Annotated in this window: 1 protein-coding gene; it reads left to right on the top strand. The window is 70.0% G+C overall.

Annotated elements, in window-relative coordinates; translation table 11 throughout:
• A partial coding sequence (locus ACSNOK_RS36390) for an AIM24 family protein (RefSeq protein ID WP_436784922.1) occupies positions 1–233 on the top strand: 233 nt, incomplete at both ends.

Below are 233 nucleotides of genomic sequence, written 5' to 3'. Positions count from 1 at the left end.
CCTACGTGCTGGCGCTGGACTCCTCCCTGCACTGGGAGGTGATCGCCGTGGACAGCCAGTTCGGGATCTCCGGCTCCGGCGCCTACAACCTCAACATCACCGGACGCGGCAAGGTCGCGCTGATGACCTCCGGCCGGCCGCTGGCGCTCCGGATCACCCCGGAGCGGTACGTCAGCGCCGACTCCGACGCAGTGGTCGCCTGGTCCAGCTCGCTGCGGGTGCAGATGCAGGCC

Origin of the sequence: Streptomyces sp. URMC 126 (assembly GCF_051386555.1) — a bacterium.
GTDB lineage: Bacteria > Actinomycetota > Actinomycetes > Streptomycetales > Streptomycetaceae > Streptomyces.
The sequence above is the reverse complement of the archived record's forward strand: the minus strand, read 5'-3'. Positions and strand labels throughout refer to the sequence as shown.